Source organism: Actinomadura mexicana, from assembly GCF_900188105.1.
GTDB classification, from domain to species: domain Bacteria; phylum Actinomycetota; class Actinomycetes; order Streptosporangiales; family Streptosporangiaceae; genus Spirillospora; species Spirillospora mexicana.
Map to the genome: position 1 here is coordinate 169683 of NZ_FZNP01000002.1, position 26995 is coordinate 196677.

The following is a 26995-nucleotide window of genomic DNA, read 5'->3' on the forward strand; positions in this document are numbered from 1 at the left end:
GGTACGTGGCGGATCACCGCCGCCGCCACCGCGACGGCGACCGGGACGTTGATCCAGAACACCCAGCGCCAGCCCGCGAGGTCGACCACCGCGCCGCCGAGGAGCGGTCCGGCCGCCCCTGCCGTCCCGCTCACGCCCGACCATGCGCCGACCGCACGCGCCCGGTCGTCGCGATGGAACGCCGCCTGGACGAGTGCGAGCGACCCGGGCACGAGCAGCGCACCGCCGACGCCCTGGTGCGCCCGCGCGGCGATCAGCCAGCCGATGCTCGGGGCCAGGCCGCCCAGCAGCGAGGCGATCGCGAACAGACCGAGGCCGGCCAGGTAGACCCGCCGCCCGTAGCGGTCCCCGAGCGCGCCGCCGAAGAGGACCGTCGCAAGGCCGCCCCGGTTCCCCCGCGCTCTCTTCGACCACTTCACGCCGCCCGCGACGCCCGCGGGCGAACCGATCCACCGCACCTACGACCTCGGGGAAGGCGACGCCTACGGCACGGCGGTGGCCGCGGTCGCCCGCGGCCACATCGTCCACCTGAGCGCCGACATCTTCACCGCCCTCCTGGCCCACCGCGACGACCTCAAGCTCATCGCGATCCACGACATGCCCGATATCCCGATCGGCCTCATCTGGGTCACCGCTCGCCAGAACGCCAGCATCCGCGCCCTCGCCGACACCGCCACGAGCCTCACCGCGACGCCGAACCCCGGGTGAAGGGCGTGCCCGCGGCCAGGCCTCCCCGGCGGCGGGGGGCGGGTTGCGGAAAGGTGCCCGCACGGAACTGAAAACTGGCCGTGGCGGTCAGGTGAGGCACTCACATAGCGGGCGGGCAGGGTCCAATCGGTCGTCGAATTGCTTCGTTCTTCCGATATCGACGGGTCGGTGCGGCCGGCTTTCCTGCCGTTGACCGGCCCGGCGCCCCTTGTTATGGTCACTCTGCGTAAAGGAATGCACACGCAGAGTTTGCCGACGTCCGTCCCGCGGGCCGCCGAATAGCGACGAAGAATGGCGCGCCGGCGGCCGAGAGCGCAAGGAGGGTGAGCCGTGAGGTCTGGCCCGAAGCCGCCCAGCGACCTGACGAAGCACAAGGGCATCGAGACCGTCCGCCAGATCCAGTTCCTGATGGTCCTGTGCTCGGTGCTGCCGCCGGACGGGAAGGCGCGCGAGATGCTCAGGCTCGCGCTCGACGTCCGCAACGAGGAGTTCCCGGACGGTGTCGAGCCGATCCGCGACCTCCACCCGCAGGCCACCAAGACCTGGCTCGAGTTCTTCTGGACTCGGGTCGGCATCTCCCCCGAGGAAAGGGAGTTGATCGACTGGCAGAACGACAAGCCGAGCATGGACATCGCCGTCGAAGAGCTCCAGGAGGCCGAGCGCAGACTCGGTATCAGGCTGGCGCCTCGAACGGTCGAGTGAGCAGCAACGAACCAGGAGGAAGAAATGTCACCCAGCACGATTCTGCGGCACGCCGCCGCCGACGCCGACGTCCGCACGGAACTGCTCGCCGGAGCGGGACGGTTCGGCGTGCCCGCCGCCGCCGTCCCCGCCGCCGTCGCGCAGCCGGACACCGCCTCACTGGGCTACTGGACCGAGGGCGTCGCCGCCGTCGACGCCTACGCCTGCGCGTCCACGTGCAGCTCGGGGCCGTTCACCTTCGCGTGCGACGGAAGCACCAAGTAACGCGCCCGCGTTAGCGCCCGGCCCTCGCGCCGGGCGCGCGGAACACCGATGGGCCGAAGCCATCGGCCCATCACCCCCGACCTTCCCCCACAGGCGAGACCTTCCCACAGGCGAGGAGCCCGTCCGCGTGAAGCCGACCTTTCCCGTGGACCTCGCGGCCCGGGCCGCGAGCCTGTCCGAGCGGATCCAGATCGTGTCCGCCCTCGGCCCGCCGTCCGGCGCGGAGCCGCTGGACGCCTTCGACGCCTGGAGGATCGACCGGCTGGCCGCCAAACTGGCCGCCAAGTTCGGCGCGGAGACCAGCCCGCGCCCGGAGCGGCACACGGAGGAGTCGCTGCGCGAGATCCTGCGGGCCTACCGCGCGCACGAACTCGGCCTCACCGACCCCGAAGGCCGTACGGGCCGGATGCTGGCGGACCTCCATCAGGGCTGGCTGCCGGTCTACCGGGCGACGCTGGACGGGTTCGATCCCGGCGACGAGGCGTTCGCGGCGGCGGACTGGCGCGCGGACGACGTCTACCACGGCCGGCTCGCCACCGCCTGCGAGCCCTTCCTGGTGGAGCTCGGCCGCCGGCTGACCAGCGCGATCGACGGCGGCGGGCCCGCGGTCCGCGTCGACTCCCGGCTGGTGGCCGACTTCCAGGCCTACCTGCTCGACCGGTTCGAGCTGGCGCTGGCCTGGGCGGTGGAGACCGACGCCAAGGTGCACTGCCGGCTGCACGGGATCGACCCGGCGAGCGCGACCCGCGACGACTACCTCGCCTACCTCGACAAGACGTTCGCCGACGCCGCCGCCTACCACCGCTTCTACCTGGAGTTCCCCCTGCTCGGCCGCTGGCTCGCCCAGACGACCGGGCAGCTCGCCGAGCACGGCGCCCAGATGGTCGGCAGGCTCCGCGACGACGCCGCCGAGCTGGCCGAGGCGTTCTTCGGGCAGCCTCTCGCGGCGGTGCGCACCGCGCGGCTCGGCCGTTCCGACCACCACGCGGGCGGCCGCAGCGTCGCGATCGTCGAGGTCGAGCTGGCGGACGGCGCGCTGGAGTCCGTGGTCTACAAGCCCCGCGGCCTTGAGGGCGAGGCCGGGTTCCAGGGGCTGCTGGCGCGGCTGCGCGACGACGGCGTCCTCGACTATGCCGAGCGGGCCGTGCTCCCGAGGGACGGCTACGGCTTCGAGGCGCTGATCCCGCCGGGACGCAACCGGGTCGCCACCCGGGAGGAGGCCGAGCGCGTCTACGCCGAGCTCGGCGGCTACCTGGCGATCTTCTATGTGCTGGGCGGCGGCGACCTGCACTTCGAGAACGTCCTCATCGCGGACGGCCACGCCTTCATCTGCGACTGCGAGACGGTGCTCGGGGCCCTGCCCAAGGGATGGCCGCGCCCGTCGGGGACGCTGATGGACTCGGTCTTCAGGACCGGCCTGATCGAGTGGCCGAGGAGCGGCGCGGCGCCCGAGGGCGAGATGCGGATCAGCGGGTACACCGGCGGCGGCGGTTACGAGATGCCGATGCCGGTGCCGCAGGTCGACCGCCTGCAGTCCTTCACCTCGTCCGTCAGGTACCGCGACGGGGTGCGGGTCGACCCGGGCGCCGCCAACCGGATCTTCGTCGGCGGGGAGCTGACGCACGCCGAGGAGTTCGTCGACGCCATCGGGACCGGATTCGACCGGGTCTACGAGTGGTTCCGGCGGCGGCCCGACGAGGCGATCGCCCGCGTCCGCGAGCTGTTCTCCGGCTCGGGCGTCCGCTTCGTCAACTGGAGCACCCAGGTCTACTCGCAGCTGCTCGCGGCCGCCCTGCACCCGCGGTGCCTGCTGGAGCCGCTGGAGGCCGACCTGCTGATCGAGACCGTCCGCACCTTCCCGCGCAAGTGGGACCAGGACGCGGCCCTCCCCGACTGGGAGGTCGCCTCGATGTGGCGCCGGGACGTCCCGCTGTTCAGCGTCGAAGCGGGCAGCACCGGGCTCGTCCACGACCACGTGTCCGGGGTCGGGGCGGATCTGGAGACGAGCCCGCTCGACCACGCCGCGTCCCGGATCAGGGGCCTGTCCGCGCGCAACCGCGCCCAGCAGCGCCAGTACATCGCCGCCGGGCTGTCCGGCGGCGACGTCACGAGCGCCGACTTCGCCGAGACGTGCGTCGAGCGCGCGGCCGCGCTCGGCGAGCAGCTCTGCGCGATGCTCCGCGCACCGGAAGCGCCCGCCCCCTGGACGTCCTTCGTGATCACCCCCGACGGGCGGGACGAGGTCGACATCGAGGGCGACCTCTACAACGGTTCGGGCGGCATCGCCCTGTTCCTGGCCTACCTCGACGCCCTCGACCCGCGTCCCGAGTTCCGCGCGGCGGCCCGGCGTGCGCTGGACCACGCCGTCGCGACCTGGGAGCGGCAGCGCATCGGGGCCTTCACCGGGCTCGGCGGCATGGTCTACGTCCTCACGCACCTGTACCGCCTGTGGGGCGAGCCGGCCCTGCTCGACCACGCCCTCGCACTGGGCGACGAGCTGGCCGGACGCATCGACGGGGACCGCCACCTGGACGTCTTCCACGGCGCGGCCGGGCTGATCCCGGTGCTGATCGGCCTGGCCGGCGTGGCGGACGGACGGGGCCTGGAGCAGGCGCACCACTGCGCCGCGCATCTGCTGTCCCGCGCGGAGGCCGAGGGCGACACCCTGTCCTGGCCCGGCTCCGACCTCGGCGCCTCGGGAGCCAACCTGACCGGGCTGTCCCACGGCGCCGGAGGCGCCGGCTGGGCACTGATCACGCTGGGCCGGCTCACCGACCGCGCCGAGTACGTCTCGGCGGGACGGCGGGCCTTCGCCTACGAGGCCCTCCACTTCGACCAGAGCGCGCAGGACTGGTACGACCTGCGCGAGTTCCCCGGCGGGACGCTCTGGGAGGGGCGTCACTACGCCAACGCCTGGTGCAACGGCGCGGCGGGCATCGGCCTGAGCCGCATCCAGAGCTGGGCGGCGCTCGGCAAGGACGACGACGCGGTGCTGACCGAGGCCAGGAGCGCGCTGACGGCGACGGTGCGCAACTTCCCGCGCCTGATGAACGACTCACTGTGCCACGGCCGGTCCGGCAACGCCGAACTGTTCCTGCGGTTCGCGCTGCTGGCGGACGAGCCCGCGTTCCGCCTGGAGGCCAACGTCCAGGTGCAGGCGCAGTGGCGCAACCTGGAGGACGCCCCGCCCGCGTCCGCCGCCGGGTTCTTCCCCGGGCTGATGCTCGGCATGTCCGGCTTCGGCATGCACTTCCTGCGGCTGGCCCATCCGGAGCGGGTCCCCTCGGCGCTCCTCCTGGACCCTCCGCCCGCGTCGATCTGAGGAGTGATCTCACCCATGTCCGTCGAAACCTGCGCGGCCTTCCTGCGGTACGCCCTCCGCGACAGCGGGATCAGGCAGCAGATGAAGGCCATGACCGCGGTCGCGGAGATGGTCCGCCTCGGCCGGGCGCACGGCTACCTGTTCGACGCCCGGGACCTCGCGGCGGCGTCGTCCTCGCCGGACTTCTCCGAGGCCGCGCCCAAAGCGGCGGCAGGGAAGGCGGCGTCCGGCCCGGCGGTGCCCGGCCCGAGGCCCGAGACGGCGCCCGCGGCGCTCGCGGCACCCGCGCCCACCCCGGCCGAACCGACCGCGTTCTACCACTACGAGTACGACATGGCGGACCTTCCCGGTTTCGACGCCGTCCTCGACGAGCTGCCGGCGCTGAAGATCAAGCCGTCCACGGTCGACCTGGCGGAGTTCGACGCCGGGTTCAGCGCGGACGACCTGCGCTCCACGTCGCTGGCCCCGAGCAGCGCGGAGTACCGGCGGTGGCGCGCGGCGCTCGACACCCGGCGCAGGCGCGACTTCCACCTCGTCAACCTCGACTCGCACACCGACCACGCGGACTACGAGGGCTACTACGCGGCCAAGATCCGGCTGGTCGCCGCGCTGGAGAAGGTCTTCGGCGGCGAGGTCCGGCTGTCCGGCAACCTGTGGTACCCGCCGTCCAGCTACCGGCTGTGGCACACCAACGAGGACCAGCCGGGCTGGCGCATGTACCTGATCGACTTCGACGAGGGGTTCTCCGACGCCGAGCACACCTCGTTCTTCCGGTACCAGCACCCGGAGACCGACGAGCTGGTCACCCTGCGGGAACGTCCCAGGCTGGCGCGGTTCTTCAAGGTGGAGCAGGATCCGGACCGGCTGTTCTGGCACTGCATCGTCAACCCGACCCCCCGGCACCGGTGGAGCTTCGGCTGCCACGTCCCCGACACCTGGCTCGACGCCATCGCGGGCCGGCCGTGACGGCCCGTCCCGCCACCGCCGCGCCCGGCGCGGCCGCACCCGCCGGGGCGACGCCCGCGATCAGGGCGGTCGGGCTGCGCAAACGGTACCCCGGCGTCGAGGCGGTGGCCGGGCTCGACCTGACGATCGCACCGGGCGAGAGCTTCGGATTCCTCGGGCCCAACGGGGCGGGCAAGACCACCACGATCGCGATGCTGTGCACGCTGGCGGTGCCCACGTCCGGCCGGATCGAGATCGCCGGCCACGACACGCGGACCGACGCCGCCGCGGCACGCCGCCGCATCGGGCTGATCTTCCAGGAGTCCACCCTGGACGTCCAGCTGACCGCCGCCGAGAACCTGAGGTTCCACGCCGACCTGTACAACGTCCCGCCCGGCCAGGTGGAGGCGCGCATCGAGGAGACGCTCGCCCTGGTCGGGCTGACCGGCTGCCGCGACCGCCTCGTCTCCACCTTCTCCGGAGGCATGCGCCGCCGCCTGGAGATCGCCCGCGCGCTGCTGCACCGCCCGCAGATCCTCTTCCTGGACGAGCCGACGATCGGGCTGGACCCGAACGCCCGCGCCCAGGTCTGGCGCCACCTGCGGCACGTGTGCGCGACCGAGTCCGTCACCCTCTTCCTGACCACCCACCACCTCGAAGAGGCCGAGCAGTGCGACCGCATAGCGATCATCGACGCGGGCCGGATCGTCGCGCAGGGCAGCCCCGCCGAGCTGAAATCGGTGCTCGGCGCCGACCGGGTGGAGCTGCGCACCGGCGACGACGCGACCGCGGCGCCGCTGATCGCCGAGCGCCTCGGCCTGGACGTGACCCGCGACCACCGCGGGCTGCGCTTCCAGGTCCCCGAGGGGGCACGGGTGCTGCCCCGGCTGCTCACCGAGCTCGACGTCCCCGTGTACGAGGCTCGGGTCACCCCGCCCAGCCTGGACGACGTCTTCCTGCACCACACCGGGCACCGGATCCGCGACGAGGCCCCACCGGAACCGTCGGCCTGCCCGATGCGGGTCCCGTCGGCGTCCGAGCCGGGCAAGGGCGGGTGCCGGGCCGAACTGCGCGCCGTGGGGATGGTGTGGCGGCGCGAGATGCTGCACTTCCGGCGGGACCGCGTCGGAGCCGCCATCTCCCTGGTGCAGCCGCTGATATTCCTGTTCATCCTCGGCATCGGCCTGTCGAATCTGATGCCCGGCCCCAACGGTGACGCCTACCAGCTCTTCCTCTTCTCGGGCGCGCTGGTGACGGCCGCGCAGGGGCCCGCGCTCGCCACCGGCACCTCGATCATGTGGGACCGGCAGGGCGGCTTCCTGCGCGAGATGCTCGCGGGCCCCGTCAGCCGCGCGTCCCTGCTGGTCGGCAAGTGCCTGGGCGGCACCACGGTGGCCACCTGCCAGGCCGCCGTCCTCCTCGCCACCGCGGCCCCGGTCGGCGTCCCGCTCGACGGCGTCCTGATCGCTCTCCTACTGGGCGAACTGGTCCTGGTCTCGATGGCCATGACCGTCCTGAGCGTCCTGCTGTCCACCATCCTGCGCCGTCCGCAGACCTTCGGCACCGTCCTGACCGTGATCATGGCCCCGATGGTGTTCCTGTCCGGCGCGTTCTTCCCGCTGAGCGCGATGCCCGTCTGGATGAAGGGCCTGGCACTGGCGAACCCGCTCACCTACGCCGTCGACGTGATGCGCCGCACCATCACGGCCTACCTGCCGGACGCCCCGCACCACCTGTTCCAACCGTTGGCCCTGGGTTCCTGGCACCCGCCGCTCCCCCTCGAATGCGTGCTGATCGCCGCCCTGACGACCGCCGCCCTGTTCTGCGCCGCCCACCGTTTCACCCGCCTCCCCTGAGACCCCGCACACCAACGGGCCCGCCCGCCGGGCACCGGGGCCTCCCGCAGTGGCGTCGGGCCAACCGTCCACCTCGGCCGGTTAGCCCGGCGCCGAGGGACAGGACGAAGCCGGAGGGGCCGAGCAGGCGATCGGGCCTCACTGACCCGGCGGCAGGGACGTCCCGCCTTCCGGGCGTTCCCGCCGCAGTCGGGCGTTGATGCGTTCGGCCTCGGCGAGCTGGTCTTCCAGGATGATGATGCGGCAGGCCGCCTCCAGCGCGGTGCCCTCGTCGATCAGATCGCGGGCGCGCTGCGCCAGGCGCAGCTGGTAGCGGGAGTAGCGGCGGTGCCCGCCGGACGAGCGTTGCGGGACGATCAGGCGGGCGGTGTCCAGGCTGCGCAGGAACGCCGGGGTCACGCCCAGCATCTCGGCGGCGCGGCCCATGCTGTAGGCCGGATAGTCCTCGTCGTCGAACTTGCCCTCGAGCCCAGCGGAGTCGTCCTGCGCGGCCGCCTGCGGTCGCTGCCGGTCGGGCTGGTCGGGCTGGTCGCCGGTCTTACCCGTGTCGGGTGCTTTCACAAGACCTTCCGTACTGCCGTGGATTCGGCAGGCGGCGACGGCAAGGGGCCCCGGCGCCATACTGCGGCGCCGGGGCCCAGAGGTACAACACCACCTACCGGCCCTGATGAGCCGGTCTTCCGCGCAGACCGTCCACCTAGGGGCGGAAACGCGGGGATCGCGTCTGCGTGACCGTAGACCACCGTCCAATCCGGGGAACTGCGGTACCCGCGCGGCGTGACTGGAGCCTGCTGCGGGCGATCCCGATGGCGCCGATCCCTCCTTTCTTCGACATCACTACCTGTACTGCGTGTACTGCGTGTTCTAACACTGCGTGTTCTGGTACTGCGTACTTCTCGTTCTCCACTGCTGACGGCGGCTCGTCCGCCACCGGTCCGACCGGCTGCCGAGGCCCCTTGCACTGCGCTGGCCCCGGCACGCCCGGCCGGCGTCATCCATACCTTCCGGCAGTTCGTCCTCTGCCGCTTCTCATGGATCCGTCTCTCTTCGATGGAAGGAACACTACCCGGTGCCGATCCGAAAATCTACTCCGATCACTGCAGAGTTTCGTAGATCACATCTCTTGGTTCCCTACAGCGGTCACGAGCCCCCGCCACCGCGGGCAGGCGGAGAGCCGGCGAGGGCGGCGTGGCCCCCGAGGGTCGGCCACGGTGACCCGCGCACCCTGCGAGGACTCCGGCTCGCGAACCGCGCGCAGAGGTGGAGGACTAGAGGCTTTCGCTCGTCCAGCGCCACGCGCCGTTCTCATGCCGAGCGCGGACCAGCTGCGTACCGCTGGAGTCCGCCAACTGGGCGATCAGCCGGATCAACTGGCGGTGGAAGTCGGCGGGCGGGCGGTGTCCGCCCGGCGAGCCTTCCAGGAGCGTCACGCTGACCTTCGCCTCGTCGCGAAGCTGCACGGTCAGCCGGCCCGTCCTGTCCATGCGGAGGATCACGATCGCGTCGGCACGGATCAGGTCGTCACTGTCGCCGGCCGAGATCCACACTTCGCTCATGAGCGTCCCCTGCCCGGATCGAGGGCCCCGTACGCCCGGTGTCCCCCTCCCGTACACCGCGCGCCCTCATCGGAGCACGGAGTCGCGGCCCGCCGGCATCGCGGCTGATCAGCGAGGTGCCGCTCGACCGCACCGCCCCGGCGGCCGTCGGGCGCGGGGAGCGAGTGCCGGAGTCCGGCGGGCGTCGGGCCGAAGGGCGTAGACTCTGGGTGAGCTAGGGGTTCTCGATGCGGGCGGCCAGCCGGCGTCCCTCTGGTTCCGAGGATCGGTCTCCACGAGGCCAGACAGGCCGGCGCGCATGACGCCGCTCCACCGTCCCTCTCGAACACGGACGCCCGTTTCTGACGCCGGACCTGCCGCCCGCCCGGGCCGCGGTGCGGCGACCGCGGGTCTTTGAGCGGTCCCGGCCACACGCACACTCCTGATCGGAGCCCCAGATGCATACCGCAGGCACCGCCTCCCCCGAGGCCGGGCTGCGCCGCGAAGCGCTCACGGAACACACCGTCATCACCATCACCGGCGACCTCGACATCGCCTCCGCGCCTTCCCTGCGCGAGCCTCTGGAGATCGCACTGCGTGACGCGGGCCCCCTCGTGGTCATCGACCTGTCCGAGGTGACGTTCTGCGACGCCGCCGGGCTGGCCCTGCTCACCGGCGCCCGCCGCCTCACGGAACCGGACGGCGTCGCGCTCGTCCTCGCCGCTCCCAGCCCGCACATGGTCAGGCTCCTGCGGGTCAGCGGCCTGTCCCGGATCTTCTCCGTCCGCCCCACCGTCGATGCCGCGCGCATCCGATCGGCCGCGGCCTGAGCACGCGGCCCGGCCCCGGTGGAGTGGGAGGACGGGATGACGACATGACGGGCGACCCGGGATCGATCGGGTGGGGCGCCGCCGGAGCCGCACCGAGCGAGACGGACCGCCGGCGCCTCGCGGCCACGTTCGAACTGATGAGCGCGGTGGTCCTGGAGGGGACCGACGTACCGGGCATGCTCGCCCTCGTGGCGGCGCAGGCCCGGGTACTGGCGCACGTCCCGCTGGCGTTCGTCGCCCTGCCCGGCGAGGACGGCAACACGCTGCGGGTGGAGGTCGCGGACGGCCCCGGCGCCGACCGGATTCGCGGGCTGACGGTGCGGCGAGGCCGGTCCATGCTCGGCCGGGCGTTCACGTCCCGCCGGGCCGTGTCCGCGCGGATCGCCGCCGACCAGACGCTCACCGGCCTTCCGGCCGGTCCCATCCTGATCCTGCCGCTGGAGACGGGGGAGGCCACCCGGGGAGTGCTCGCCGTCCTCGGACGGGTCGGAGCGGAGCCCTTCGGCCCGGCGACCGCGCGCCAGATGCTCCTGTTCTCCGACATGGCCGCCCGGCTGATCGAGGTGGCCGGGGCGCGCCTCCCGGGGGCCTCGCCGGGAGTCGCGGAGCCCACCCTCCGGCCGCAGTCGTCCGGCTGAGTCCGACGCGGCCAGCGGCGCCTTTGCCGCTGGGGGATCAGCCTCCGCAGGCCTGTCCGGGCCCGGCCGGCGACGCTCGCCCTGTGGATTCGGGCTGGGCCGCGCCGGGTCCCCGGCGGTCTTTCAGAGCCTGAAGAGCTTCGTGAACGGTGAGAGGATCTTTACTTTCCGTGTCCCGAAGTCGACCAGGACGGCGTTGCCCGGCTCGACCTCCAGGACGCGCCCGAGCCCGTACTTGTCGTGCGTGACCTGGTCGTCGAGGGTGAACTCCTTGGCCGGCGGAGCGGCGGGCGGGGGTTTGAAGGGGCTGGTGGGCAGGTGTCGCCGTCGGGCGGGGCCGGTGGATTTCATTACCTCATTATGCGCGTACCGGGCGGTTCCCTGAAGGCTTCTCGCGGACCGGGCTGGTAAATTATCGCGACAGGCGCCCCCTGATCGGCCCCGGCGAATCCTGTGATACCGTAGCTAGCAGTTGCGGTTCCCATAGACATGTGCGTGCGCCTGTTGGATCTGACCTCAGGCGCACTTTTGTTTTTTCTGGATCTTCCGGATGGGCCATCGCGGCGTCTTCGTCCGCACACGGTGTGCGGACGGGGCACACCCTGAAGGAGAGAGTCATGGCCACCGGTACCGTCAAGTGGTTCAACGCGGAAAAGGGCTTCGGCTTCATCGAGCAGGACGGCGGCGGCGCCGACGTCTTCGCCCACTACTCCAACATCGCGGCCCAGGGCTTCCGTGAGCTCCAGGAGGGCCAGAAGGTGTCGTTCGACATCACGCAGGGCCAGAAGGGCCTGCAGGCGGAGAACATCGTCCCCGCCTGATCACGGCGTAGGCGGTGCGCGGTCCCGAGGGCCGCGCACCGCATTGCTGTCCGGCGCCTGATCCGCGCCCCTCGTCTCACCCGGTCCGCGGCGGAACCCCCCGCTGGACCGCTCCCGGTTCGTTCTTGAGAATCCTCCACTCGGACTTTCGCCGAGTCCGCGGTCCCGCATGACGGAGCACTTCCCTGACACGCACCGCGCCCAAGGAAGGCTTCACCATGCCCCGCGCCCCCAGATCCAGCACCCGAGGTTCCCGGCCTCGCCCCGCCCGCCGTCCGGCGGACGAGCGACGGCCCGCCGCCAAGGCCGCGCCTCCGGCCGCGGTCAAGGCCACACCTCCGGCCCCCGCCGTCACGTCGTTCGCCGAGCTGCCGTTGCAGGCTCCGCTCCAGGAGACGCTGGGCCGCCAGGGCATGACCGCGCCGTTCCCCATCCAGGCCGCCGCCCTCCCGAACGCCCTCGCAGGACGTGACGTCCTCGGCCGGGGCCGCACCGGGTCGGGCAAGACGCTCACGTTCGGCCTGGCGCTGCTCGCCCGCACCGCCGGTCACCGGGCCAAGCCCCGCAGCCCCCTCGCCCTGGTCCTGGTCCCCACCCGGGAGCTCGCCCAGCAGGTCACCGGCGCGCTCGAACCGTACGCGGACTCCGTGGGCCTGCGGATGACCACCGTGGTCGGCGGCCTGCCGATCCCGCGCCAGGCGAACGCGCTCGCACGGGGCGCCGACGTCCTGATCGCCACGCCCGGGCGGCTCGCCGACCTGATCGAGCGCGGCGACTGCCGGCTCGGCGACGTGCGGATCACGGTGCTGGACGAGGCCGACCAGATGACCGACCTCGGCTTCCTGCCGCAGGTCACCCGGCTTCTGGAGCAGACGCCGCCCGACGGGCAGCGGATGCTGTTCTCCGCCACGCTCGACGGCGGCGTCGACCGGCTCGTCCGCCGGTTCCTCAGCGACCCGGTCACCCACTCGGTCGACCCGCCGGCCGGCGCGGTCACCGCCATGGAACACCACCTGCTGCACGTCACCGACACTGACAAGCACGAGACGACCGTGCACATCGCGGCCCGCGAGAGCCGCGTCATCATGTTCGTCGGCAAGAAGCACCACGCGGACCGCCTCGTCCGCAAGCTGACCGCCCGCGGGATCAGCGCCGCCGCGATGCACGGCGGCAAGACGCAGTCGCAGCGCAACCGCGCGCTGGACGGCTTCCACCGCAAGGACGTCACCGTGCTGGTCGCCACCAACGTCGCCGCCCGCGGCATCCACATCGACGAGCTCGATCTGGTCGTCAACGTCGATCCGCCCGCCGACCACAAGGACTACCTCCACCGCGGCGGCCGCACCGCCCGCGCCGGGAACGCCGGAACCGTGGTCACCCTCGTCCTGCCCGAGCAGCGCCGCGAGATGGACGACATGATGACCAAGGCGGGCATCACCCCCCGCACCGTCCGCGTGCGCCCCGGTGACGCCGACCTGGCCCGCATCACCGGCGCCCGCCCGCCGGCCCGCGCCGCCGCCGCCCCGAACACCGCCCCGGCCCGCAAGCCGCGGCCCGCCGCCTCCGGCTCCCCGCGCGGGAACGCCCACGCCGCCGCGCCCTCGCGCAGGCCGCGTCGGCGAGCGCCCTCGCTCAACAGCTGACCCGAGCCCTCTCGGCGGCGGTGAGGAGGAACTCCCATCGCCGCTGAGGCACCGACGTCTGCGCGTCCCGTCGCCGCCGAAGCCGAGACCTCCGCCGGGGCGTCCTCGACACCCAGGTATCCGCCCGTGTAGTCGATCATCTCCCCGACATGCGCGGCGACGCGCCGGGGACATCATCGCCAAAGGCCATCGGCCAAGCCGACCAGTCCGGTCGGCGCGGGCGTCAGCAATTGCGCCAGACCGTGCCGATCTGGGTACCGGCCCAGACGGTGGTGGTGTGCGGGACGCGGGCCATCGAGTACGCGGTCGCCCCGGCGGGCGGGGTGGCACGGGTCCAGGACGCGCCGTCGAAGTGCAGCAGGTGCGCGGGGTCGAACGGGCTGGACACCCAGACGCCGCCCCGCCCGTCGGCGGCGATCGAGCCAAGGAAGCCGACGGTGGACATCGGGTGCGCCTCGCCGACCGGGTCGGACGGGCTCGGCATCCCGTGCACGGTGAACGCGGAGCCGTTCCAGTGGTGCAGCGTCGGCGGCGGGAACAGCGGGTGCTGTTCGAGGGCGTAGAACCAGACGTCGTCCGGGGCGACGTACTCGATCTGCAGGATCCAGTGGCCCCAGGTGGATTCCCACGGGGTGCGCGTCCAGTCCGTGCCGTCGAAGTGCCACAGCGGGGTCGGGCCGGTCTGCGACTCGCCGTATCCCCCGACCCAGACGTCCGTGGCGCTTCCGGCGGCGATGGCGTTGAGCCCGGAAGGCTGCGGGAGGGTGAGCGCATTCGTCCACTGGCCGTGCCGTCGCACCGACACCGTCGTGGCGTCCCCACTGACCCCGGTCGCCCACAGCCCGCCCGTCCGGTCGACCTCGATGGCCTGCAGCAGTTCGCCGGTGGGGCCTGCCACCGTCGTCCAGCGGCGTCCGTTCCAGTGCAGCAGGTCGGTGCGCTCTTGAGCGTTCCGGCCTGCGGCGAGGGCCCACACGTCCGCGGCGTGCCAGGCGCGGACGTCGTTGACGACGACCAGCCCCTCAGGCATCGCGGCGCGGGTCCAGCCGCGCGGGGACCGATGCAGCATGACGGCACGCGAGTCCGGCTCGAACGCGTTCTCGGTACCACCCGCGAAGACATGCCAAGGGTCCGGCGCAGCAAGACCGAGCAGCTGGCTCCGCCCCGCCATCGGCGGGACAGGCACATCGACCCACTCCCCCAGCGCCGGGCCGGCGGCGCGCGCGACCCCACCCAGCGACCCACCGACAGCGGCCCCGACCATCACGGCCCCGCCCAGCCCAAAGGCCCGACGCGACAGCAGGGGATTCAGCGGGCTTCGATCCACAGCGCCTCCTCGAACGACCGAACATCAACGCCAGCATTTACTGGCAAGATCAGAAAAACCACCCCCTGACCTCATACGGCCACCTCAATCCCACCCGCGGCCACCCGCGCCCCAGCCCAACCGCCCGCATCCACCCGGCCGATCTCCTCAGAATTCCCCTCGCGCCCCCACCCGCGGTCGCAGGGCTCCCGTTGCCCTGGCCTTCACCTGACGTGCACGCGCCCAAGGTGTCCTCACCTGGCCTTCGGCATGTGACAGACCACCACGTTCCCTACAGTCCAAGGCGGGGTTGTTCATCCCGAGATGGGACGCATGCACGTTCGGCCCGATATCGGGCTAACGATGATGTCTGTCATCCCATGTAGGCATGGACGCGTCACACACACACCGCGCTCTACGGACGGGTCGGCTTCGGAGGTGGCGATGGGGCGGCAAACTGGTGGTCATGAGGGGCCGGCCCCGTTAGGCCTTCTTGCGGCGCCTGACTGGGATCTCAGGCCCGCAGGTCTCACGGACGCTGTGCTGGCCACAGTCGCCGGCGAGGACGTACAGGTACTCCTTCACGGTTGCCCGCCCAGAGTTCTTCGTGCGGTGCTGGGCCAGGTCGGCTTACGGGATTCCAGAAAGGTTTCGCTGCGGACGGCCGAGATGGTGCTGCGCACGCTGCGCGGCGGAGAGCCGCGCCGCCGCGGCGCCCTCCAGGAAGTGATCAGCGCGGTCTGGCTGCACTGCTTCGGCAATCAGGATGGCCTCACGGACTCCGACTGCCGGGCTCTGTTGACTCCGGCCTCAGCGGCGAGGGTTCTCGCTCATGCCCCCGTGATGCGCGCCTGCCTGGCCTCCCCGCTTCCCATCTCGATCGTGAACTGGTGTCTCGCCCGAGTTGTCGAAGTGAATCGCCCCCTCGCCCCCGTGGCACTCGGCCTGCTTGTCGCCGATCTAGACCGTCTGGGCACTGCGGCGGATGCCGTCTCGTCAGCGTGGGGAGCTCTGCGCGAACGGAACCCCTCACTTCCGAACCGACCTGCCGGACTCGTCGATCTGCGACAGATGGCTCGGCAGGATCCTTACGACCACGAAAGCGAATCCGTCTTGGTCTCGGACCCGACCGCCCCCGCCGTTGCCGATGGCACGGTCAGCGCGGGGCACGACCTTCAGCAAATGACCGACGCGCTCGACAAGCTCCGACTCGGCCTTCAGGAGGCGGCGGACGCCGCCGACCGGGCGGCTGCGGATCTTCGCGCCGGACGCCGCCCGGGGGAGCACGACATCATCCTGCTCGGTGAGGCGGTCACCGATTTCGACGCCCTGCACGAGCAGGTCGCGGCCATCGCGCAAGGCGCTGAACCGGCGGCCGACCTGGCGGTGCTGGCGACCGTGCTGGAGGCCGCACGGTCGGCCGAGGCGCACGCCGGGCACGTCCGCAGACTGACGGGTCTTCAGGGGCCGGAGGCGTTCGCCGAGGCCATCGAAACGGTGCGCCGGATGGCCCGTAGCGCGTCCGGAAGCGGCCTGGCGGACCTCGCCGAGCTGATCGAGCCGACCGAGGGACCGGACGCTTTCGAGCGAACGCACGCGCTCGCCGAATCCGCCCGGCAGCTTCTGCCCGACGGATGCCGCAAGCTCGTCGACCTCGCGCTGATGGGCGGCCTCACGATCGGCGAACCGCCCGCGGAGGGCGGGGCGATGGCAGGGGCATCCACCGCCATTGAGGCGCCCACCACCGCTGATCCGGGCAAGCCGAGGGTCGAGGCCTCGCCAGCGAACGACTCCGAACCGACCCCCGCAAGCGAAGAGTCCCGGCTCGCCGAGGACGAGTTGGATGAGCTGGACGCGTACATCGCCGAATCCTTCCCCGGCATCCGGAGCGGCGGACCCAAGGACCGTCACGATTCCGGTGACCGCGCGGATGGCGAGGTCACGGAGGAGGGCATCCGTGGCGGAATGGCCGCGGAGCCGGCGCCCGAGGAGAAATCCGTCCCGAAGGAGGACACGCCGAGCTCGGAAAGTGCTGAGCCGGGTGCGGCGGGAGACGTGGACCAAGACGAGGGCGAGGCGGCTCGGAAGCTCTCTGCGGCCGTCGTCGCCATGCCGGAGTTCGCGGCCGCCGAGGCAGCGGCGTTGAGCGCCGGGCGGCTCGGACTGGCGGGCTGGATGCGCACCGCGGCCGGCAGGCCGATCGCGGAGGAGGCGGCGCGGCGCTGCGCAGCGATCGCGGCGGAAATGGCGGTCTTCGCGGGGCCACTGTCGGCCGAGTTCGCCGCGGCCGCCGTGGACGTGAATGCCGAAGCTCTGGCCGACGATCCCGCGGGACGCCTGCTGATGTGGGGGGCCGCGATCCGGGGCGGCCTGATTCACCCCACTCCCGAGTCGACCAGGTTGCTGGAAGAGCTCGCCGTCTTCGTCTCGGGCCATCCCGCACTGGTGCACTGCGGAGACGCGTTCGCGCGCGCGGCACGCAGCGGGGCCTATCTCGGTTCGGGAATCGCCGGCCATGCGCGCGGCAGGGCCGAGACGGCGATGATCCGGGCACAGGCCGCGCGCGAGGCGGCCCGGCTGCTGGAGGAGGAGCCCCGGCGCAGAATCAACTATCAGCTGGCCACCGAGGTCTGGAAGGCGCTAGTCCTGCCCCAGGGCACGATCGGGAGGCTGCTGGCGATCGCCGCGCAGGACGACCCGGCAGGCGTCGTCGAGGCCACGCAGGAGATCACCCGGCTGCGCGCCAACGGCGAGATCGACCGGATGATCGACGAGACGCATCGCCGCATCGCCGCGCGGCGGCGCGCCAAAAAGATCATCGGTGGCGCCCGCGCTCAGCTCATCAGCAAGGCCAAGACCGCCATCGACACGGTGGGCGAATGGGTTCGGGCCGTGAAGGAGACCGCCGCTCCGGACGCCACGGCCACCCAGGACTGGAGGCTCGGGGCTCTCGGGAAGCTCCAGGAGTCCGTCATCGAGCGCCGCGCCGAAATCATGTCCGCGCTGGACGAGCTGGCATCCTCCCCGGATGGTGTGTCGGCCGCCGCGGCCGAGGCCACCCGCGGCCTCCTCATGCAGACCCTCGACATGCTTGACGGCGCGTCCGTTCCGCAGACCGAGCCGGCAGCCGCCCACGTGCTGAACCGGGACCTGCTGCTCGCCCCCGACGTCGCGGTGCAACCGGCGTCGTTCGAACCCGTCGAACCGCCGTCGGTGGACCAGCTCATGCCGGTCGCCCGAGCCGACGACCAGGCGTGGCGCGCGGCGTTCGAGCAGCGGGCGCAGCGCGGCGACCACGAGGGCACTCTTGGGATCATCACCGTGCTGGAACACCGGCAGCCGGAACTCGCCGCAGAGCTGCGGGAACGCCGTGAGGCACTGATCGCGAGCACCCGCAAGGCCACCGACGTGCGAATCGACAAGCTCCGCGATCGCGTCGCCGGTTGGGCGCGTGACGGGGTGCTGGCAGAGCACGAGGTCCGCCGCGCGGACGAGACCCTGGGCCCCCTCACCGGTGAGCGGCGCGACTTCGATCGGATCGGACGCTCTCTGGACGAGCTGGCCGTCCGGCTGGAGGAGTGGCGCGCGACCGCGATCGAATGCGAGCGCGCCAGGCTGGACGAGCAGGCTCGAGATGACGCGCAGATCGCCGCGTTTCGCGACCGCATCGCCGAGCGCATAGACGATGGCGACCTCACGACGGCGCGGGAGTACCTGGCTCAGATCCGGGCCGACCGGCAGTTGCACGAGGCCCCGGAGGGCATCGACCACCTGGAGCGTTTCTACCCCGCCTTCCCGAGCGCGTTCGCCGACGACGCGGCCAGAGCAGGAAACCAGGCCCGAAGGCAGGAGACCAGCGAGTTCCTCAACGTCTTGAAGAACGCCTTGAACGCCAACAAGGACGTCGACGACTCCCGACTGGCCGAGCTGTTGCACAACGCCGGGATCAACATCCCGGCCATCCGTAACGCTCGCCGCGCGGAGGCGGGGGAGGCGCTCCGCCAGTGGGCGGCGTGCGGTCTCGGCCGGAACAAGACCGCGGGCAACCTGCGCACGGCGGTGGCCGGCATCCTCCGGATGATCGGGTTGGAGGGCGCCCAGCGCCACGGCCCCGAGGAGCCGCACCGCAAATGGATCGACCTGGAGCAGGTCCGCATGGTGGGCGACGCGCTGCTGCCGGCCTTCGGATCCCGGATGAGCCCGTCCGGCGACCGGCTCCGGCTCCTTCTCGTCTGGCGCCGTCCGGGCCCGCAGAAGCTCATCGAGTTGCTCAAGGAGCAGCCCGAGGACCAGACCGTCCTGGTGTGGTACTTCGGCGTCCTGTCCCCGGAGGAGCGGCAGCAGCTCGCGGCCGCCGCGCGCCGGCGGCCCGCCCCGGTGGCCGGCGTGCTCGACGACGTCGCCGTCGCCTATCTGGCCTGCATGCCCGAACCCTACTGGGCCACCGCCGTGGCGCTCATGGCGCCGTTCACCGGCACCGATCCGTACGCACCGGTCGGCGACGTCCCGGACGAGATGTTCTACGGTCGCGCCGACCAGCTCCGCGAGGTCACCGACCGCACCGGGTCGTCGTTCGTATACGGAGGCCGCCAGCTGGGCAAGTCGGCGCTGCTGCGCAAGGCCGAACGGCACATCCAGGCGACCGCCAAGGACCGGAAGATCATCCTTGAGAACATCCAGACGGTCGGCAAAGTGGCGCCGCTTGATTCACTATGGTCCAAACTCGCCGACAAGCTCGTCCAAGCCGGCGTGATCTCGGCCGGGCCGGTCCGGCGTGAGCAGGTGCGAGACGCCGTGCGGGCCTGGATCCGCAAGGACCCGCAGCGCCAACTGCTGATCCTGCTGGACGAGGCGGACCACTTCCTCAACTGGGACGCCAAGGGCGCGAAATTCGAGAACGTCATCGCGCTGCGCGACCTGATGAACGAGACCGACCGCCGTGTGAAGGTCGTCTTCGCCGGTCTCCACCAGACCGCCCGGTTCCAGAGCCTGACCAACCAGCCGCTCGCCCATCTCGGCACGCCCATCGCGGTGGGGCCACTGGAGCCGCAGGACGCCTTCAACCTGCTCGTGCGCCCGTTGGAGACGCTCGGCTTCCGTTTCCCCGAAACCCTCGCCGCCCGGGTCATCGCAGAGGCCAACAACGCGCCGGCGCTCGTCCAGCTCTTCGCGGAGGCGCTGCTGAAGCGGATGCGCCGGGATCCGCGCGCGACCCGGCACTTCCCGTGTGAGATCACCCCCGCCGACGTGTCGGAGGTGTGGCGGGACAAGAAGCTGGCACGCGGCTTCCGCGACCGCTTCGAGTGGACGCTCAACCTGGACAAGCGGTACAAGGTGATCGCGTACACGGTGGCGCTGCACGCGCTGGCGGACGGCGCGGACGCGACCCTGAGCGTCGGCGAGCTGTCGGAGCAGTGCCGGTACTGGTGGGAGTCCGGCTTCGAGGACTGCACCGGCGACGGCTTCCGCAGCCTGCTCGACGAATGCGTCAACCTCGGAGTCCTCGGGCTGGACGCCGACCGCTACCGGCTGCGGACCCCGCACATCCTCAACCTGCTCGGCGGCACCGCGGAGGTCGAGGACGTTCTGCAGAACGCCGGGGAATTCGAGAGGCCCGACAGCTTCGACGCCCACTCCTACCGCGGGATCTTCAAGGACGGACCCGAGCGCTCGCCCTTCAGCAGCCGCCAGCTCACGGCGCTGCTCCGACCCCATGACCTGGTGCACGTGGTGGCGGGGTCGCGCGCCCTGCACGTCGAACGGGTCACCGCCGCCCTGGAGTCGGAGGAGTCCGGGCACCCCGGGGTGAAAATCCTGCCCGTCGGCACCGGTCAGGGCCTGTACCCCATGGCCGGCGCCCTCTCTCGGGCGAACCGCCATGACGGACACACCGTGATCGTCGCGAACATGCCCGTCGGCAAGACGGCACAGCAGGTCGCAACACGCGTCCGCGAGGCACGCGACGCGGTGGCAGCGCCGCACCAGGGCACCCTCGCCATCGTGTTGGTGACCGGAGCGGGCCTTGCCTCCTCCTGGCTGGATCTGCTGTCCGAGGACGGCGTCGACGTGGTCGAGTTGCGCCGGTTCGACCAGCTCGCCATCCGCCAGTGGATGTGGGAGGACGCGAACGGGTTCCCCGGGGTGGGGGAGCAGGAGGAGCTGCTCCGCCTTACCGGGGGGTGGCCTAAGCTGATCGGCCAGGTGGTCAACCGGCTCAACGACAACGGCGAAGACCGGGACCAAGCGCTGGCGTACTGCCGGGAACAGCTTCGCACGCAGCCCGCCGCCCTCGTCTCGGACACCGGAGTGCGGGCGGATGCGTGCCTGGCCGCAGCGTGGCAGGTGCTGGTCACGGACATCGCGCCCGAGGGACCGCAGAGTCCTGACGATCTGGCCGATCTGCTGACGATGCACGGCGACGAGGGGGCCCCAGGCCTGACGCTCCAGGCGCTGGTTTCACATGGATACTCGGGCACCGCCGACCTAGTTCAGGTCCTTCGCATCTTGGGCGCCTTGGAGCCCATCGATGGACTGCTCCGCTGCGAACCCGTGCTGGCCGAGGCCACCCGGGCCGCGGAGGAACGTTGAAGTCCCAGGACGTCCCAACCGCCGCCGCACCCGTCCTCGACGCAGTGGCCCGGGTGGTGCGGTCTCGGCCGATCTCCGCGCATCTGCCCGGTGGTCCGGACTGGCTGGTCCGGAATCGGCTGCCCTGGCTGCTGGAGATCCTGCGGCGTTTCCCCGCCGTCCGAGCCAGGACCGCCGAGAACATGGCCGACGCGTGGCCCGACGAGCAGACCCGCAGCCTCGCCGCGCTGCTGCTGTCGCCCGACAACGCCGTGGTGGAGGCCGCGATCGACGCGCTCGACCTCGCGTCTTCACCAGCCAAGGACCGGGCCGCTCAACGAACCGCACGCAATATCGCCGAGCTCAGGAAAAGGCTCGCGGCCGAACGGCAGCGACGCGAGTACGCCGAGGACGACGTTCAGAAGGCGGAGCGGCTGCTGACCGAGACCCGCGATGCCAAAGCGGACCTGGAAGAGCGTGTCGACAAGCTCAACCGCCAACTCGCGATCGAACACCACCGATTCCAAGAGCCGCAGGCGGTGGCCGCTGCGCTGCTGCACATCCTGGAGCAGCCGCCCTCCCCGCCGAAGGACGACTCTGCCGCCAGGGACCCGCACAACGAGGCCGCTCCACCCGGCCAGTACAACGGAACGCTCCTGGAAGCCGCGAAAGCCACCGCCCTTGCGCCGGAGAAGCTACTGGACGCCGTACGCGCCATGATCGCCCCGGCACCGCCCCCCGTCCGCGTCACACGAGAGCTCGATCTACGAGTCACGCCTCTCGGCGGCGACACCGAGATCGGCGGCTCATGCCTGCTCGTCGAAGCAGGGGGCACTCGGCTGCTGGTCGATGCCGGTTTGCGTCCCGGCGAACAGGCCAGGCCGCCCCGCGCCATCGAACAGGCGATGTCGGGCGATCTCCACGGCGTTGTGGTCACCCACGCCCACAACGACCATTGCGGGTATGTGCCCGCAATGGTCTCCCGGCATCCCGGCCTTCGCGTTCTGGCGACCGCCGAGACCGTACGGCTGATGCCGGTGATGTGGAGCGACACCGCCAAGCTCATGCGCGGCCGGACCCGCCAGCTGAACCGCTGGGGGGCCGGCGGAACCATGCTGTACGGTCCGCCCGAGGTCGACGCAGCGGCCGCGCGGTGTGAGGAGGTCACCTACGGTGTCCCACGTCGCATCGGTGAGCTGACAGTCGAACTCTTTCCCGCCGGTCACATTCTGGGGGCGGCTGGAGCCGTCATCCGCGCCGGTGACCGCCGTGTCGTCGTGACCGGCGACATCTCCGGCTTCTCACAGGAGAGCGTGGACGGCTACGCGCTCCCCGATTCGGCCGTCGGTGCGGACCTTCTCGTCATGGAGAGCACCTGCTGTGGTGAAAACCACGATGACCGGGCACGGCGCGTCGGCGATTTCATCCGGGAGGTTCGGGAGATATATCAGAACGGCGGCCGGGTACTCATCCCCGCGTTCGCCCTCGGACGCGCTCAGGAGGTGGCTCTCCTGATGCGCCGCCATCTCCCCGAAGTGCCGGTGAGGATCGACGGGATGGCGGTCGAGCTGACCAACGCCTTCGAGACCGCGACCGCCACCTCCGCCCGACCGCTGAAGGTCTTCGGCCCGGCCGTGACTCCCGCGAACCGCCCCGCCGAACTGGACACGTTCCGGAACGGCGTCGTCATCACGACGTCCGGCATGCTGACCGGCGGCCCCGCCGTACAGTGGGCGGCGCGCATCCTGCCCGAGTCAGGCAGCGCCCTCTTCCTCTCCGGCTACCAGGACGAGGAGTCCCCCGGCGCGCAACTGAGGCAGGTGCCCGAAGCAGGGGGCAAGTTCACCCTCCCGGATCACTCTGGTGTAGTGACCGTTTCCGTACGGGCACGCGTCGCAGCCCTACGCCTGTCCGCCCACGCCGACCGGCGAGGCCTCCTGGACATAGCCGATGAGGTTTCCGCCGGTCACACGATGCTCGTCCATGGCGCCCAGCACCGCCAGCGACGCTTTCGCGAAATCCTGCGGGTCCGCGATCACGAGACGACCGAAACCGCCTTGTGGCGCCCCAACTCTCGTTCTCACAGGAAGTGACCGAACTCGAAATTTGTTCAGCGGCAGGCCGGCGCTGCGGCATGCGGGAGTGTCCCCGCGGCGTGTGGCCGCCGGGACGCTTCTGGGGAGTCCAGCCAGAGGTCTGGGGCCCCGGTCTTTGCGCGGGTGAGGAGGGCGGTGAAGGAGGTATGCGGGCGAGGGCCGTGTGACCGACCTCGGAGTTCTTGCTGTCCCGGACGCCGATGGCAGTCGGCGACTGGCCACGTCCACGCATACCTGTTAGAAGTTGCTGCGGCTGCTTTCGCGCCACCTGGCTCCTGCGAAGTCAACGCTCATCGTCGATTCATCTCCCCAGCTGTCCGCCCGGTCGATGTCAAGCTTCCTGCCGGGCGGAGCGGCGTCCCAGATGGTGACTGGGAGCCCCTCCCGGGGGTGTGCTCAGAAGTCCAGGTCGCCGGCCTTCACTCGGGTGAGGAGGCCCGTGAACGTGGTGCGGTCGAGGGGGAGGTGGCCGCCTTCGGGCTTCTTGCTGTCCCGGATGCCGATGGCGGTCGGCAGCTCCGCGACCTCCACGCACTCTTGTTCGGTGTTGCTGCGGCTGCTCTTGCGCCAGTGGGCCGCAGCAGCGACGTCTGTGCTCATCGTCCGTCCATCTCCCTTGCTACCTGCCGGAACAACGCCGAACTGTCCTCCTGGGGCAGAGCGTTGTCCCAGATGACCGTGAAGGCCCCGGCGTAGCGGTCGATCTCGCGGGGTTTATCCAGATATAGAGCCCCGGTGAAGCCTTGTACATACACCGTCGGCGGTTCGTGATCGCGTCCGTCTCCCCTCGTCGGGAACCGCAGGATGATGAACGGCCCCGTGTCCAGTCCGCGATGGGAGCCCGCCGAGAACGGCATGACGCGGACGGACACGTTGGGGCGTTCGTTCAGCTCTGCCAGTCGATCGAGCTGGGCCGCCATGACCGCGGGCCCGCCGACGACTCGGCGAACCACGGCCTCGTTGAGGACGACCTTCAGGTCAGGGGCCGCGGTGACTCGCTTGACCAGGGCCTGCCGTTGCACTCGCAGGCGGACTCGTCGTTCGACCTGTTCGTCCTGGAGATCAGGTCGGTTATTCCTGAACAGCGCGTAGAGGTAGTCGGGGGTTTGGAAGAGGCCCGGGATCAGCTCCGGTGAGTACTCCTCCAAGCTGCTGGCAGCCTCCTCCAGGCCGATGAAGAGGTCGAAGCTCTCCGGGATCACGTCGCCGTAGGCGTGCCACCATCCCTTTCCCTTGGTCTCCTTGGCCAGGCCCATCAGGGCGGACTTCAGCTCCTCGGGTGCGCCGTACACGCGGCACATGGTCTCCACGTCGTGAGAGCGCAGGGACGTTTGGCCGGTCTCGATCCTCCACATCTTGGCTTCGGACCATTCGAGCGCTTTCGCCGTGACATGTACGGTTAAGCGCGCATTAGTCCGGAGTTCCGCGGGAGGTACCGGCCGAGTTGCCGCCGGGGGACGGTCGAACCCGTGGTTACTTCCGACACTCACATCACCTCCATCTCGCATCTCGGGGCCGCATTTCACTCGGAATGAAAGCATCCCCTCACTTGGCCCGCAACAGGTCTCTGACCTGCGAAAATTCTCGGCGGAGAATCGATCCGACTGCTTGCGGACCTCGCTTTCATGGTGCTCTACTCGGAGTCAACAGGGAGTGAATCCCGATAATCCGTGATCACGATGAGCCGGACAGGGCGCCCTGTTCCGCGCATCGCCACATCAAGAGGATCAACCAGTCCCCCGCACCAAAAAGAGGCCGATCATGAAGTACGACCGACGACCCCCGGGCGGCTCCCGCCGGGCGCCCGGAGCGTGACCCCGTGGGAGCGCACGAGCGGACTTCCCAAGGACACCGCTTTCCGCCGCCACTCCCCGAACTGAGCCGAACGCGCGGGCCCGCCATGGTGATCCCGCAACGCGAGCGGATCACCTTTCTGGTCCTTCTCGCGGACGTTCTGGCCCCGTGGGCCGGCGTGGTGACGGCGTTCGCCGTGATCGGGGGGTTCGCCGTCCTCAACGTGATCCCCGTGGAACCGGCACGGCGCGCCCTGGCGATCGGGTGCCGCTACAGCAGGCACGGGGCCTGGTGGCTCTACTACGTGCACGGCGGCGAACTCATCGGACCGGCGAACGACCTGGCCGGGGCGGCGCGCCAGATCAGGAACCAGATGGAAGTGGCGGCAGCGGCATGACTTCGTCGATTCCAGACGACCCCCGCGAGGGCTCGAAGGGCGCGGAGTTCACGACCACGCTTGCGAACCTGTTGCGAGGCCAGAAGCTCGCGGTCGAGAGTGTCTCCGCTCTGCGGTTGCGTGTGGCGAAAGGGCCGGACGCCTGCGGCGTGGAGGTCGCGTGCCGCCGCCGTGCGAGCGACGGCGATCGCTGGTGGTTCGTCCAGGGCGCTGTCTGGATGTGCGAGGCCGACAGCCCCGTGAACGCCGTCGTCCTGGTGAAGGCGGCTCTCGGGGCGGAGGCGGACCGGTGAACGGGCCGATGGGATACCGGGCCAGGCCGGAGGCCATGGGCACGCTGATCTCCAACGTGTTCGCGGACCGGCTGCTGGAGCGGGGCGTCAAGTACGCGCGCGTCGGCCTGATGGCGGTCTTCGTCCAGGAGCGGGTCGGTACGGAGTCGGCTCGCATGGAGCGATGCCCGGCGCATGAGGCGATCGGACGCGCCCTCGGCGTCATGGCGAGAGCCTGGGACGAGGCGATGATCGTGCACGGGATGTTCCGGCAGACGATTCGCGCGGAAGGGCACACGAAAAGGAGAAGGCCGTGGCTGATGACGGAGAATGGGATCGGCGTTCGCTGCTCCGGGGCGTCCGCCGCGACGAACGCGGACGGCTGCTCGCGCTCGTTCTCCCGGCCTGCCATCGTCGAGACGTGCACTCCCACGGCTAACGCTCGTCCGACGGAAAGTCGGTCGAGCTTGTCACGGCGGCCCACCGCTCGGCCTCGACGGCCCGGGCCTCGGCTGACTTGCGGGCGAGAGCCAGGGCGTCGCTGCCGAGGATGAGACGGCGGGGCGGATCATCGGCGGCGACCGCGTCGATGACGGCCTTGGCGGCACGGGCCGGGTCGCCTTGCTGGGTGCCGTCGTGGGCCTGCCGGTAGGTGTTGATGGCGCCGACCGTCTCCTCGTAGTCGGGACCGACCGGGTGGAGTTCCATGGACGAGCCCTGCCAGTCGGTGCGGAACGCACCCGGCTCCACGATGACGACCTTCACGCCGAACGGCGCCACCTCCGCGGCGAGCACCTCGGAGAAGCCTTCGACGGCGAACTTCGCGGTCTGGTAGGCGCCCATTCCGGGGGTGCCGCCCACGCGTCCGCCGATGGAGGAGACCTGCACGAAGACCCCCGAGCGCTGCGCGCGCAGGACGGGCAGCGCCGCCCGCGTCACGTTCACGACGCCGAAGAGGTTCGTCTCGATCTGGGCGCGGAAGTCGTCCTCGGCCATCTCCTCGATCGGCGCACTGTTGGCGTAGCCGGCGTTGTTGACGACGACGTCGAGACGGCCGAAGGCGTCGGTGGCCGCTTTCACCGCGCGGGCGGCCGCGGCGGGGTCGGTGACGTCGAGCGCGACCGTCCGCATGCGCTCGCCGTGCCGGGCCGCCAGGCCGTCCAGCTGTTCAGGACGCCGGGCGGTGGCGACGACGAGGTCACCGGCGTCCAGGACGGCCTCGGTGAGATGGCGCCCGAGTCCTCGCGACGCCCCGGTGATCAGCCATGTTCTGGCCATGAGTCGTTCCTCCGTTCGGTC

22 protein-coding genes and 1 pseudogene are annotated in these 26995 nt (G+C 71.0%); 15 read left to right on the top strand and 8 right to left on the bottom strand.

Annotated features, from left to right (window positions below):
* Positions 1-8: 8 nt before the first annotated feature.
* Positions 9-458 (bottom strand): annotated as a pseudogene (locus CHC11_RS43765) (MFS transporter); the annotation flags it as partial.
* A 37-nt stretch (positions 459-495) separates the two neighbouring features.
* Here CHC11_RS43765 and CHC11_RS05180 point away from each other — a divergent pair.
* The 6 genes from CHC11_RS05180 (at position 496) to CHC11_RS43665 (ending at position 7797) form a co-directional block, all read left to right on the top strand.
* On the top strand, positions 496-708 hold the full coding sequence (locus CHC11_RS05180) for a hypothetical protein (protein ID WP_089310448.1): 213 nt from the start codon (positions 496-498) through the stop codon (positions 706-708).
* Between the two features lie 330 nt (positions 709-1038).
* On the top strand, positions 1039-1410 hold the full coding sequence (locus CHC11_RS05185) for a DurN family substrate-assisted peptide maturase (RefSeq protein ID WP_089310449.1): 372 nt from the start codon (positions 1039-1041) through the stop codon (positions 1408-1410).
* Positions 1411-1434: 24 nt separating this feature from the next.
* Positions 1435-1674 carry a cinnamycin family lantibiotic gene (locus CHC11_RS05190; protein WP_089310450.1) on the top strand — a complete coding sequence of 80 codons (240 nt, stop codon included), beginning with the start codon at positions 1435-1437 and terminating at the stop codon, positions 1672-1674.
* A gap of 127 nt (positions 1675-1801) precedes the next feature.
* Positions 1802-4996: a type 2 lanthipeptide synthetase LanM family protein gene (locus tag CHC11_RS05195; protein ID WP_089310451.1), complete on the top strand. Its 3195-nt coding sequence runs from the start codon at positions 1802-1804 to the stop codon at positions 4994-4996.
* Between the two features lie 15 nt (positions 4997-5011).
* Positions 5012-5962, top strand: coding sequence for a Nif11-like leader peptide family natural product precursor (locus tag CHC11_RS05200; protein WP_089310452.1), 951 nt, complete (start codon positions 5012-5014; stop codon positions 5960-5962).
* Entirely contained in the window at positions 5959-7797 is a 1839-nt protein-coding gene (locus CHC11_RS43665) for an ATP-binding cassette domain-containing protein (RefSeq protein WP_342749953.1), read from the top strand. Before CHC11_RS05200 ends, CHC11_RS43665 begins: the two co-directional genes overlap by 4 nt.
* A gap of 138 nt (positions 7798-7935) precedes the next feature.
* Here the strand turns inward: CHC11_RS43665 and CHC11_RS42425 are convergent, their stop codons facing one another.
* Both CHC11_RS42425 and CHC11_RS05220 read right to left on the bottom strand, forming a co-directional pair.
* Positions 7936-8223 carry a MerR family transcriptional regulator gene (locus tag CHC11_RS42425; protein ID WP_245918922.1) on the bottom strand — a complete coding sequence of 96 codons (288 nt, stop codon included), beginning with the start codon at positions 8221-8223 and terminating at the stop codon, positions 7936-7938.
* 842 nt (positions 8224-9065) lie between these two features.
* Entirely contained in the window at positions 9066-9353 is a 288-nt protein-coding gene (locus CHC11_RS05220; RefSeq protein WP_089310454.1) for a hypothetical protein, read from the bottom strand.
* 437 nt (positions 9354-9790) lie between these two features.
* Here CHC11_RS05220 and CHC11_RS05225 point away from each other — a divergent pair, with 437 nt between their 5' ends.
* On the top strand, positions 9791-10162 hold the full coding sequence (locus CHC11_RS05225; RefSeq protein ID WP_089310455.1) for an STAS domain-containing protein: 372 nt from the start codon (positions 9791-9793) through the stop codon (positions 10160-10162).
* A gap of 44 nt (positions 10163-10206) precedes the next feature.
* Positions 10207-10800, top strand: a complete 594-nt coding sequence (locus CHC11_RS05230) for a GAF domain-containing protein (RefSeq protein WP_089310456.1) — start codon at positions 10207-10209, stop codon at positions 10798-10800.
* 123 nt (positions 10801-10923) lie between these two features.
* Here the strand turns inward: CHC11_RS05230 and CHC11_RS05235 are convergent, their stop codons facing one another.
* A complete protein-coding gene (locus tag CHC11_RS05235; protein ID WP_089310457.1) occupies positions 10924-11151 on the bottom strand; it encodes a hypothetical protein in 228 nt (75 codons plus the stop codon).
* A gap of 266 nt (positions 11152-11417) precedes the next feature.
* Between CHC11_RS05235 and CHC11_RS05240 the strand changes: the two genes are divergently transcribed.
* Both CHC11_RS05240 and CHC11_RS05245 read left to right on the top strand, forming a co-directional pair.
* Positions 11418-11621, top strand: a complete 204-nt coding sequence (locus tag CHC11_RS05240; protein WP_024936225.1) for a cold-shock protein — start codon at positions 11418-11420, stop codon at positions 11619-11621.
* A 218-nt stretch (positions 11622-11839) separates the two neighbouring features.
* Positions 11840-13264: a DEAD/DEAH box helicase gene (locus CHC11_RS05245; RefSeq protein ID WP_089310458.1), complete on the top strand. Its 1425-nt coding sequence runs from the start codon at positions 11840-11842 to the stop codon at positions 13262-13264.
* A gap of 223 nt (positions 13265-13487) precedes the next feature.
* Here CHC11_RS05245 and CHC11_RS05250 read toward each other — a convergent pair whose 3' ends face one another.
* A complete protein-coding gene (locus CHC11_RS05250; RefSeq protein WP_089310459.1) occupies positions 13488-14333 on the bottom strand; it encodes a hypothetical protein in 846 nt (281 codons plus the stop codon).
* A gap of 681 nt (positions 14334-15014) precedes the next feature.
* Between CHC11_RS05250 and CHC11_RS05255 the strand changes: the two genes are divergently transcribed.
* Both CHC11_RS05255 and CHC11_RS05260 read left to right on the top strand, forming a co-directional pair.
* Entirely contained in the window at positions 15015-21158 is a 6144-nt protein-coding gene (locus tag CHC11_RS05255; protein ID WP_245918924.1) for an AAA family ATPase, read from the top strand.
* Positions 21155-23230 (top strand): MBL fold metallo-hydrolase, encoded by a 2076-nt coding sequence (locus CHC11_RS05260; protein WP_089310461.1) that lies wholly within the window; start codon positions 21155-21157, stop codon positions 23228-23230. Before CHC11_RS05255 ends, CHC11_RS05260 begins: the two co-directional genes overlap by 4 nt.
* Before the next feature lie 399 nt (positions 23231-23629).
* Here the strand turns inward: CHC11_RS05260 and CHC11_RS05265 are convergent, their stop codons facing one another.
* Positions 23630-23833, bottom strand: a complete 204-nt coding sequence (locus CHC11_RS05265) for a DUF397 domain-containing protein (protein ID WP_089310462.1) — start codon at positions 23831-23833, stop codon at positions 23630-23632.
* Positions 23830-24774 (bottom strand): helix-turn-helix domain-containing protein, encoded by a 945-nt coding sequence (locus tag CHC11_RS05270; RefSeq protein WP_342749954.1) that lies wholly within the window; start codon positions 24772-24774, stop codon positions 23830-23832. The genes CHC11_RS05265 and CHC11_RS05270 overlap by 4 nt, the downstream gene beginning before the upstream one ends.
* 359 nt (positions 24775-25133) lie before the next feature.
* On the opposite strand from CHC11_RS05270, the gene CHC11_RS05275 reads away from it, so the two are divergent.
* The 3 genes from CHC11_RS05275 (at position 25134) to CHC11_RS43290 (ending at position 26135) form a co-directional block, all read left to right on the top strand.
* Positions 25134-25424: a hypothetical protein gene (locus CHC11_RS05275; RefSeq protein WP_089310463.1), complete on the top strand. Its 291-nt coding sequence runs from the start codon at positions 25134-25136 to the stop codon at positions 25422-25424.
* Positions 25421-25717, top strand: a complete 297-nt coding sequence (locus tag CHC11_RS05280) for a hypothetical protein (protein ID WP_089310464.1) — start codon at positions 25421-25423, stop codon at positions 25715-25717. The genes CHC11_RS05275 and CHC11_RS05280 overlap by 4 nt, the downstream gene beginning before the upstream one ends.
* A 292-nt stretch (positions 25718-26009) precedes the next feature.
* Positions 26010-26135 carry a hypothetical protein gene (locus CHC11_RS43290; RefSeq protein WP_281258280.1) on the top strand — a complete coding sequence of 42 codons (126 nt, stop codon included), beginning with the start codon at positions 26010-26012 and terminating at the stop codon, positions 26133-26135.
* Here CHC11_RS43290 and CHC11_RS05285 read toward each other — a convergent pair.
* Positions 26132-26974, bottom strand: a complete 843-nt coding sequence (locus tag CHC11_RS05285) for an oxidoreductase (RefSeq protein WP_089310465.1) — start codon at positions 26972-26974, stop codon at positions 26132-26134. The genes CHC11_RS43290 and CHC11_RS05285 overlap by 4 nt on opposite strands.
* Between the last annotated feature and the right edge of the window lie 21 nt (positions 26975-26995).

Excerpts from the sequence above, each read along its gene's own strand:
- CHC11_RS05190 (WP_089310450.1), top strand. The coding sequence starts at position 1,435 with ATGTCACCCAGCACGATTCTGCGGCACGCCGCCGCCGACGCCGACGTC.
- CHC11_RS05200 (WP_089310452.1), top strand. The coding sequence starts at position 5,012 with ATGTCCGTCGAAACCTGCGCGGCCTTCCTGCGGTACGCCCTCCGCGAC.
- CHC11_RS42425 (WP_245918922.1), bottom strand. The coding sequence starts at position 8,223 with ATGGGCCGCGCCGCCGAGATGCTGGGCGTGACCCCGGCGTTCCTGCGC.
- CHC11_RS05220 (WP_089310454.1), bottom strand. The coding sequence starts at position 9,353 with ATGAGCGAAGTGTGGATCTCGGCCGGCGACAGTGACGACCTGATCCGT.
- CHC11_RS05225 (WP_089310455.1), top strand. The coding sequence starts at position 9,791 with ATGCATACCGCAGGCACCGCCTCCCCCGAGGCCGGGCTGCGCCGCGAA.
- CHC11_RS05230 (WP_089310456.1), top strand. The coding sequence starts at position 10,207 with ATGACGGGCGACCCGGGATCGATCGGGTGGGGCGCCGCCGGAGCCGCA.
- CHC11_RS05235 (WP_089310457.1), bottom strand. The coding sequence starts at position 11,151 with ATGAAATCCACCGGCCCCGCCCGACGGCGACACCTGCCCACCAGCCCC.
- CHC11_RS05240 (WP_024936225.1), top strand. The coding sequence starts at position 11,418 with ATGGCCACCGGTACCGTCAAGTGGTTCAACGCGGAAAAGGGCTTCGGC.
- CHC11_RS05245 (WP_089310458.1), top strand. The coding sequence starts at position 11,840 with ATGCCCCGCGCCCCCAGATCCAGCACCCGAGGTTCCCGGCCTCGCCCC.
- CHC11_RS05250 (WP_089310459.1), bottom strand. The coding sequence starts at position 14,333 with ATGCTGCATCGGTCCCCGCGCGGCTGGACCCGCGCCGCGATGCCTGAG.
- CHC11_RS05255 (WP_245918924.1), top strand. The coding sequence starts at position 15,015 with ATGGGGCGGCAAACTGGTGGTCATGAGGGGCCGGCCCCGTTAGGCCTT.
- CHC11_RS05265 (WP_089310462.1), bottom strand. The coding sequence starts at position 23,833 with ATGAGCACAGACGTCGCTGCTGCGGCCCACTGGCGCAAGAGCAGCCGC.
- CHC11_RS05270 (WP_342749954.1), bottom strand. The coding sequence starts at position 24,774 with ATGCTTTCATTCCGAGTGAAATGCGGCCCCGAGATGCGAGATGGAGGT.
- CHC11_RS05275 (WP_089310463.1), top strand. The coding sequence starts at position 25,134 with ATGGTGATCCCGCAACGCGAGCGGATCACCTTTCTGGTCCTTCTCGCG.
- CHC11_RS05280 (WP_089310464.1), top strand. The coding sequence starts at position 25,421 with ATGACTTCGTCGATTCCAGACGACCCCCGCGAGGGCTCGAAGGGCGCG.
- CHC11_RS05285 (WP_089310465.1), bottom strand. The coding sequence starts at position 26,974 with ATGGCCAGAACATGGCTGATCACCGGGGCGTCGCGAGGACTCGGGCGC.